Source organism: uncultured Mycobacterium sp. (genome assembly GCF_964249325.1).
GTDB lineage: Bacteria > Actinomycetota > Actinomycetes > Mycobacteriales > Mycobacteriaceae > Mycobacterium.
On record NZ_CAXUCH010000246.1, the window covers coordinates 1 to 6,199 of the forward strand.

Below are 6,199 nucleotides of genomic sequence, written 5' to 3' on the forward strand. Positions count from 1 at the left end.
CGGCGGGGGCGGCGGCTCGAGAGCAGGCCCGGGCGCGGCGGCGCCGGCGCGCGAAGCTGCGCGGGTACGGCGAAGAGTACATGGATATGAATGTCGAGGTGCAGCCCGACTGGGGGGCGCCGCCGGATGAGAAGCCAGTCGTCTCCACGGTGGCCTCCGATCAGGATGCGGGAAAGCTGGGGTTTGCCGGCACAGTAGGCAAGCAGACAGTTGCAGAGGCGGCGGGCTTGACCACGCTCGCCGGTAACGAGCTCGGCGGGGGCCCCAAGATCCCGATGGTCCCCGGAACCTGGAATCCAGCCCAGGCCGCCGAGGCGGGAGAGGACGGAGAGCACTGCTGATGCAGCAACGCTCGTCCGGCCTCAACGTCGAGTTCTCGTGTCCTTGCCACCGACGGATATCTTCGGATATATGGTGCGGCGGGCCAATTGGCCGCCGATGTTCTCGGGTCCCGCCGACGTTGGCGAACAGCGTTCGCTTCCTCAGTTTCTTCGAGCGACGCTTGCAGTCCACTGTGCCTGCCTGCGCAGCCGCGCCGGCAGGGCGCGGCAGTTCCACTCGCCACGCTGTACCCAGTCACACACGACGGATACGTCGTTGTTGTCGTTAATCGGCCCGATCCAATGGGGAGGACCGCTGGGAAAACGGTCGATCGAGCATGGCTGTAACAGCACCATCACACCAGGACTCTGGATCGGCGTACCGCAGCTAAGCACGCCCAGCATGCATTCGGTCACGACCAGCACGCCGTGATCACAGCGACGGATCGTGGCCCGCAGTGCCTCCACCACCTCCAGCCCGACCTGCGCTCTGCAACTTCGGCACAAGGCCACGGTGAAGGGACGCCGGGTGGCGGGTTGTGACGAGGTCATGGCTCCCCGCGGGCCGACGTAGCCGCACCGCCGGGCTTGTTGATGGGGCGCCCTTGCCCGGGATAGGGCAGCAACGCCATCTCGCGGGCATTTTTGACCGCCAGGGTGACCTGTCGCTGCTGTTTGACCGTTAGGCCGGTCACTCGACGCGACCGGATCTTGCCGCGATCCGAAACGAAGGCCCGCAAGGTTGCGGTGTCTTTGTAGTCCACGGCGGACAGGCCGAGAGTGGTCAGCAGGTTTTTCTTGCCGGGTTTGATTTCCGGCCGGCTGGCCTGGCGGTTGCGAGCGGACTTGCCGGCCATCAACCAACTCGCTTTCCGGACGCCGGGGAGCTGTCCGTTTGAGCCATCTCCCGCACCCGAACCCGGGACAGCCCGAACTTGCGCAGATGTCCGCGCGGGCGGCCGTCCACAGCGTCACGGTTGCGGAGCCGTACCGCACTGGCGTCGCGAGGTTGGCGGCCCAACTCTGCTTGGGCAACCACGCGCTGTTCGGGGCTGGTTGAGGGTGAACGGATGATTGCTTTGAGGTCGGCGCGGCGCTCGGCGTAGCGGGCCACGGTCGCACGGCGCTTTTCGTTCTTGACGACTTTAGATTCCTTGGCCATTGAGCTCAGCGTTCCTCACGGAAGTCGACATGGCGGCGGATCACTGGATCGTATTTTTTGAGCACCAGCCGGTCAGGGTCGTTGCGCCGGTTCTTGCGAGTGACATAGGTGTATCCGGTGCCCGCAGTGGAGCGCAGCTTAACGATCGGTCGAATCCCGTTGCGGGCCATCAGATTTTGACGTTCTGTCGGCGCAGACTGGCCACCACTGCCTCGATGCCGTCACGGTCGATGACTTTGATGCCTTTCGTACTGACCCGCAACTTGATGCGACGGTCTTCCGACGGCAGGTAATAGGTCTTGACCTGAATGTTGGGGAACCACCGCCGTCGCGTGCGGCGGTGCGAGTGCGAAACGGAGTTACCGAAACCGGGTTTGCGGCCGGTGACCTGACAGTGGGCGGACAACGTAAGCCCTCCTTGGCTCGAGCAGCTTAATGACAATCGTTTTCGACAAGCGTCGCCCGACACTGTACCGTTAACCGCGCGACAATGAAAATCATTACCAGTAAAGCTGAGGGCGATGCGCACACCGGTGGTTCTGGTGGTCGGGCAGGGCGATAGCGACGCAGTGACAGGCGCCTTGCTGCGCAGGCCCGGCACCCTGGTCGTCGAGCACCAATTCGACGGGCAGGTGGTGCGACGCACCACGATCACGCTGCAGAAGGGGGTGCTGACCACCGCCGAAACCGCTCTGGAGCTGGCCCACGGGTGTATCAACTGCACTATCCGCAACGACTTGTTGATCTTGCTGCGCCAGTTACACCGCCGAGACGATGTGGATCGAATCGTCGTTCATTTGTCGCACCTGTCGCCGTGGCTGGAGCCGGAGCCGATCTGCGTGGCCATCGACCACGTCCGCATCAGAGTCGCTCCGGGCTATATTGACGGACCGGCGGCCCGAGACGTCGAAGTGGCCGCGGTACTCACGTGTGTCGACACCCAGCAATGGCTAGGTCAGGCGCTCGGCGACGACGAGCTCGACGACGGGCGCCCGGTCGCCCAAGTAGTGGTCGGTCAAGCGGAGTTCGCCGACGTCCTGGTATTGACGCACCCAGAACCGACGACGCTGACGGCGCTGCGGCGCCTGGCGCCCCGCGCCCGCATCACCGTGGGCGTCGAACGCGTCGAGATGTGTTTGGCCCACCTGGATCCCGCCACGCGCCGGGGCCGCAGTGACGATCCACACGATCCGCTACTGGCGGGTGAGCCGCCGCTGGAGGCGGAAGGCGCCGTCAAGATCGTAGAGTTCCGCGCTCGTCGTCCGTTTCATCCGGAGCGCTTCCATGCGGCTGTCGACGTGCTGCTGGACGGCGTGATCCGGACGCGGGGCCGGGCCTGGCTGGCCAACCGGTCCGAGCAAGGCGCGTGGATCGAATCGGCGGGCGGCGGGATGCGGATCAGCTCCGCCGGCAAGTGGCTCGCGGCGATGAGTTCATCGGAGCAGGCCTATGCCGCTCCGGAACGACGGGCCATGGCGGAATTGATGTGGGAGGACGGCATCGGCGATCGGCACACCTCGATGACGGTGCTGGTGTGCGGCGCCGAACCCGCCGAAATCGTCGATGCGCTGAATGGGGCACTGCTCACCGACGAGGAAATGGCCATGCCGCACAAGTGGAGCCGCTACGCCGATCCCTTCGGTGACTGGCACGAGGACCCCTGCGGCGAGCTATCGGGGCTTACTCAAGAATCCCCATCACACGGCAACCGAGGAGGTGAGCAGCGATGAAGCCAGACATTCATCCCGACTACCATCCCGTGGTCTTGCAGGACGCGACCACCGGCGCAGCCTTTCTTACCCGCTCCACCATCACCAGCTCGCGCACCATCGAGTGGGAAACAGTCGACTGTGTGCGCACCTACCCTCTGGTGGTGGTGGAAGTCACCTCGGATTCGCACCCGTTGTGGACGGGTGGCCGTCGCATCGTCGACGCCGCCGGCCAAGTCGAGAAGTTCCACCGGCGCTACGGGCGCCGGTAATGCCTGCGCGATCGACAGGACGGCGACGTCGGAGCACCGTCAACCGCCAAACCGTCCTGGATGTGCTGAGCAGCAGCGACAACTTCCGCAGCGCCCAACAGCTCTATGCCGAGATCCGTGAGCACCGAGCGATCCCGATCGCGCTGACCACCGTCTACCGCATCCTTCACGCCTTGGCCGACGAATTCGTCGCGGAAACGCAGCGCGCCGAAGACGGGGAGGTTCTCTACCGGCTGCGCACCGGCTCTGAGCATCGTCACTACCTGTTGTGCCGGGGCTGCGGCCATGCGGTCGCGTTCACCCCGGCCGGCCTCGAACAGCACACCAGTGAGCTCACCGAGCAGTACCACTACGCCGACGTGGCGCATTACATCGACCTCTACGGAACCTGCCCCCAATGTCGCGGCACCGGGACGGGTTGATAGCCCTGCTGTTCATCGCGAGAGAGCCGGCCAGTATTGCCATGGTTGTGCAGAAAGGCATGCTGCTCTCTATGGTGAGAACCGTTTTCATTTTCGCCTGACCCGCCGTCGCGTCACCGTGACAGTCGCCGCGCTTGCGTCCGCGGTTGCCCTGGTGTCGGCCGGTTGTGGTTCGCGTGGGCCGCACTCGCGTTCGGTGCCGTCGACGGCGGCGAACGTGGTGGCCGCGGAGAATTTCTGGGCCGATACGACCAAGCAGATCGGCGGCGATCACGTGAAGATCACCTCAGTGATCAGTGACCCAAGGGCTCGGCGGCGACCACCGCCACCGACTACCCCGACAACACCTGGATTCAGGGGTCCAGGGCCAATTGGCACCGGGACCGCGTGACAACACCGGCCGCGCCATTCCTAGCCTTGCTGTGTCGACCGTGCAGCGGATCGGCCCTCCGGCCAACACTTACGACTACTAGCGCCTGCCGCGTCGGTCGGTGAAGCAACCGTAACCGGCTCACACCCACGCGGTCTGGGTCAACGCCCACCAAGGCGGTCGGACCGGTTGAGGCTGGCCAGTATCTGAGCGGCCGCAGCTGGCAGGGGTTACGACCGCAGCCGTAATGCTCCTCGCGCCGGACCGCAGGTGCGGAAATTTGGGCAATCCAGTCGCCAAACCCATGGTTTGTGTGGTATCAGTGTTTGCGTTAATGAAAATCATGTTCATCTTGCTGATCTCGACAGTCCGGTAAAGAGGAGGGTCTGCCATGACGTTGCGTGTCGTTCCCGAAGGCCTGGCCGCCGCCGGCGCGGCAGTCGAAATATTGACCGCTCGCCTGGGGACCGCGCAGGCCACTGCGGCCCCGCTGGTTACCGCGGTGGTGCCGCCGGCGGCCGATCCCGTGTCAGTGCAGATCGCGGCCGCATTCAGCCTTCACGGTGGCGCGCATGAGGCCGTGGCCGCTCAGGGTGTGCAGGAGCTGGGCCGCTCCGGTTTCGGCGTGGGCGAGTCGGGTGCCAGCTACGCCGCCGGAGATGCGGCGGCAGCGTCGTCGTATCTGGTCGGAGGCGGTTTGTGACGGCGCCGGTCTGGATGGCCTTCCCGCCGGAAGTGCATTCGGCGCTACTGAGCAGTGGTCCCGGGCCTGAGTCGTTATTGGCGGCGGCGGGAGCGTGGAACTCGCTGAGCACCGAATACGCCTCGGTAGCTGAAGAGCTCACTGCTTTGGTTGCGTCGGTGCAGGCCGGAGCATGGGAAGGGCCAAGCGCGGAGTCCTATGTCGCTGCAAACGTGCCGTATGTGGCGTGGCTGATGCAGGCGAGTGTCAACAGTGCCGCGGCGGCCACCCAGCATGAGACCGTGGCCGGCGCCTACACCGCCGCGCTGGCGGCCATGCCAACTCTGCCTGAGTTGGCGGCCAACCACGCTATCCATGCGGTGTTGGTGGCGACGAATTTCTTTGGCATCAACACGATTCCGATTGCGCTCAACGAGGCCGACTATGTGCGGATGTGGATCCAGGCCGCTACCACAATGACTACCTATCAGGCGGTGTCCACCGCGGCGGTGGCGGCGACGCCGCAGACCACCCCGGCGCCGCAGATCGTGAAAAGCAATGCCGCCACCCAAGACACGGGGAATCCCTTCCCCGACCCCAGGGTCGACAACCCCATAGATGACTTCATTGCCAACATCCTGAAGAACGTCGGTATCAATTGGAACCCTGCTCAGGGCACCGTGAACGGACTGCCCTACGACGCCTACACGAACCCGGGCCAACCGATCTACTGGGTTGTCCGAGCCCTCGAACTATTTGAGGATTTTCAACAGTTCGGCGTATACCTGACGCAGAATCCGGCGTTGGCTTTTCAATATCTGGTTGCGTTGGAGACGTTCGACTGGCCGACTCACATAGCCCAGATTGCCAGCTGGTTGCCTACCCAACCGGGGTTACTGGCGGCCGCGGTAATCGGGGCGGTTGCCCCCTTCGGGGCCGTAGGAGGCTTCGCCGGGCTGGCCGGACTGGCCGCACTGCCACAGCCCGCGGTCGGGCCCGCGCCGGCACCAGCTGCTGCCGCGCCCCCCGTGCTGCCGGCCGCCGCGATGGCTCCGACCGTTGCGGGAGCCGCCGCAGCTCCTGCCTCGGCCCCGGCACCCACGACCGCACCCGCGACGAGCACTGCTGCTAGCTCCACGCCGCCGACACCGCCGCCTGCGGCCACCGCTAGTGCTAGTTTTGTTCCTCCCTATGTGGTCGGCCCGCCCGGCATCGGGGCGCGATCCGGGATGAGTGCGAGCGCGAGCTCCAGTGCCAAAAGG

At 65.1% G+C, this 6,199-nt stretch carries 9 protein-coding genes and 2 pseudogenes; 6 read left to right on the top strand and 5 right to left on the bottom strand.

Features of this window, described 5'->3' with window-relative positions; genetic code table 11:
- A pseudogene (locus ACFE99_RS21450) lies at nucleotides 1-341 on the top strand (hypothetical protein); the annotation flags it as partial.
- 141 nt (nucleotides 342-482) lie between these two features.
- Here ACFE99_RS21450 and ACFE99_RS21455 read toward each other — a convergent pair.
- From ACFE99_RS21455 to rpmB, 5 genes and pseudogenes are all read right to left on the bottom strand, one after another.
- Nucleotides 483-788: a hypothetical protein gene (locus tag ACFE99_RS21455; RefSeq protein WP_375488413.1), complete on the bottom strand. Its 306-nt coding sequence runs from the start codon at nucleotides 786-788 to the stop codon at nucleotides 483-485.
- Between the two features lie 80 nt (nucleotides 789-868).
- The gene (gene rpsR / locus ACFE99_RS21460; protein WP_375488421.1) at nucleotides 869-1,177 is read right to left on the bottom strand and encodes a 30S ribosomal protein S18; all 309 of its coding nucleotides are present in this window, start codon (nucleotides 1,175-1,177) and stop codon (nucleotides 869-871) included.
- A gap of 3 nt (nucleotides 1,178-1,180) precedes the next feature.
- Nucleotides 1,181-1,482: pseudogene (gene rpsN, locus ACFE99_RS21465) on the bottom strand (30S ribosomal protein S14); the annotation flags it as partial.
- A gap of 5 nt (nucleotides 1,483-1,487) precedes the next feature.
- Nucleotides 1,488-1,652 carry a 50S ribosomal protein L33 gene (gene rpmG, locus ACFE99_RS21470; protein ID WP_375488414.1) on the bottom strand — a complete coding sequence of 55 codons (165 nt, stop codon included), beginning with the start codon at nucleotides 1,650-1,652 and terminating at the stop codon, nucleotides 1,488-1,490.
- Nucleotides 1,652-1,888: a 50S ribosomal protein L28 gene (gene rpmB, locus ACFE99_RS21475; RefSeq protein ID WP_375488415.1), complete on the bottom strand. Its 237-nt coding sequence runs from the start codon at nucleotides 1,886-1,888 to the stop codon at nucleotides 1,652-1,654. Before rpmB ends, rpmG begins: the two co-directional genes overlap by 1 nt.
- A 115-nt stretch (nucleotides 1,889-2,003) precedes the next feature.
- On the opposite strand from rpmB, the gene mrf reads away from it, so the two are divergent.
- The 5 genes from mrf to ACFE99_RS21500 form a co-directional block, all read left to right on the top strand.
- Nucleotides 2,004-3,212 carry a ribosome hibernation factor-recruiting GTPase MRF gene (gene mrf, locus ACFE99_RS21480; RefSeq protein WP_375488416.1) on the top strand — a complete coding sequence of 403 codons (1,209 nt, stop codon included), beginning with the start codon at nucleotides 2,004-2,006 and terminating at the stop codon, nucleotides 3,210-3,212.
- On the top strand, nucleotides 3,209-3,463 hold the full coding sequence (locus ACFE99_RS21485; protein ID WP_375488417.1) for a type B 50S ribosomal protein L31: 255 nt from the start codon (nucleotides 3,209-3,211) through the stop codon (nucleotides 3,461-3,463). The genes mrf and ACFE99_RS21485 overlap by 4 nt, the downstream gene beginning before the upstream one ends.
- Nucleotides 3,463-3,885, top strand: coding sequence for a Fur family transcriptional regulator (locus ACFE99_RS21490; protein WP_375488418.1), 423 nt, complete (start codon nucleotides 3,463-3,465; stop codon nucleotides 3,883-3,885). The genes ACFE99_RS21485 and ACFE99_RS21490 overlap by 1 nt, the downstream gene beginning before the upstream one ends.
- A gap of 761 nt (nucleotides 3,886-4,646) precedes the next feature.
- Nucleotides 4,647-4,958: a PE family protein gene (locus ACFE99_RS21495; protein WP_375488419.1), complete on the top strand. Its 312-nt coding sequence runs from the start codon at nucleotides 4,647-4,649 to the stop codon at nucleotides 4,956-4,958.
- Nucleotides 4,955-6,199 (top strand): PPE family protein (locus tag ACFE99_RS21500; protein WP_375488420.1); only part of this gene is annotated, 1,245 nt, incomplete at its 3' end. The genes ACFE99_RS21495 and ACFE99_RS21500, both read left to right, overlap by 4 nt.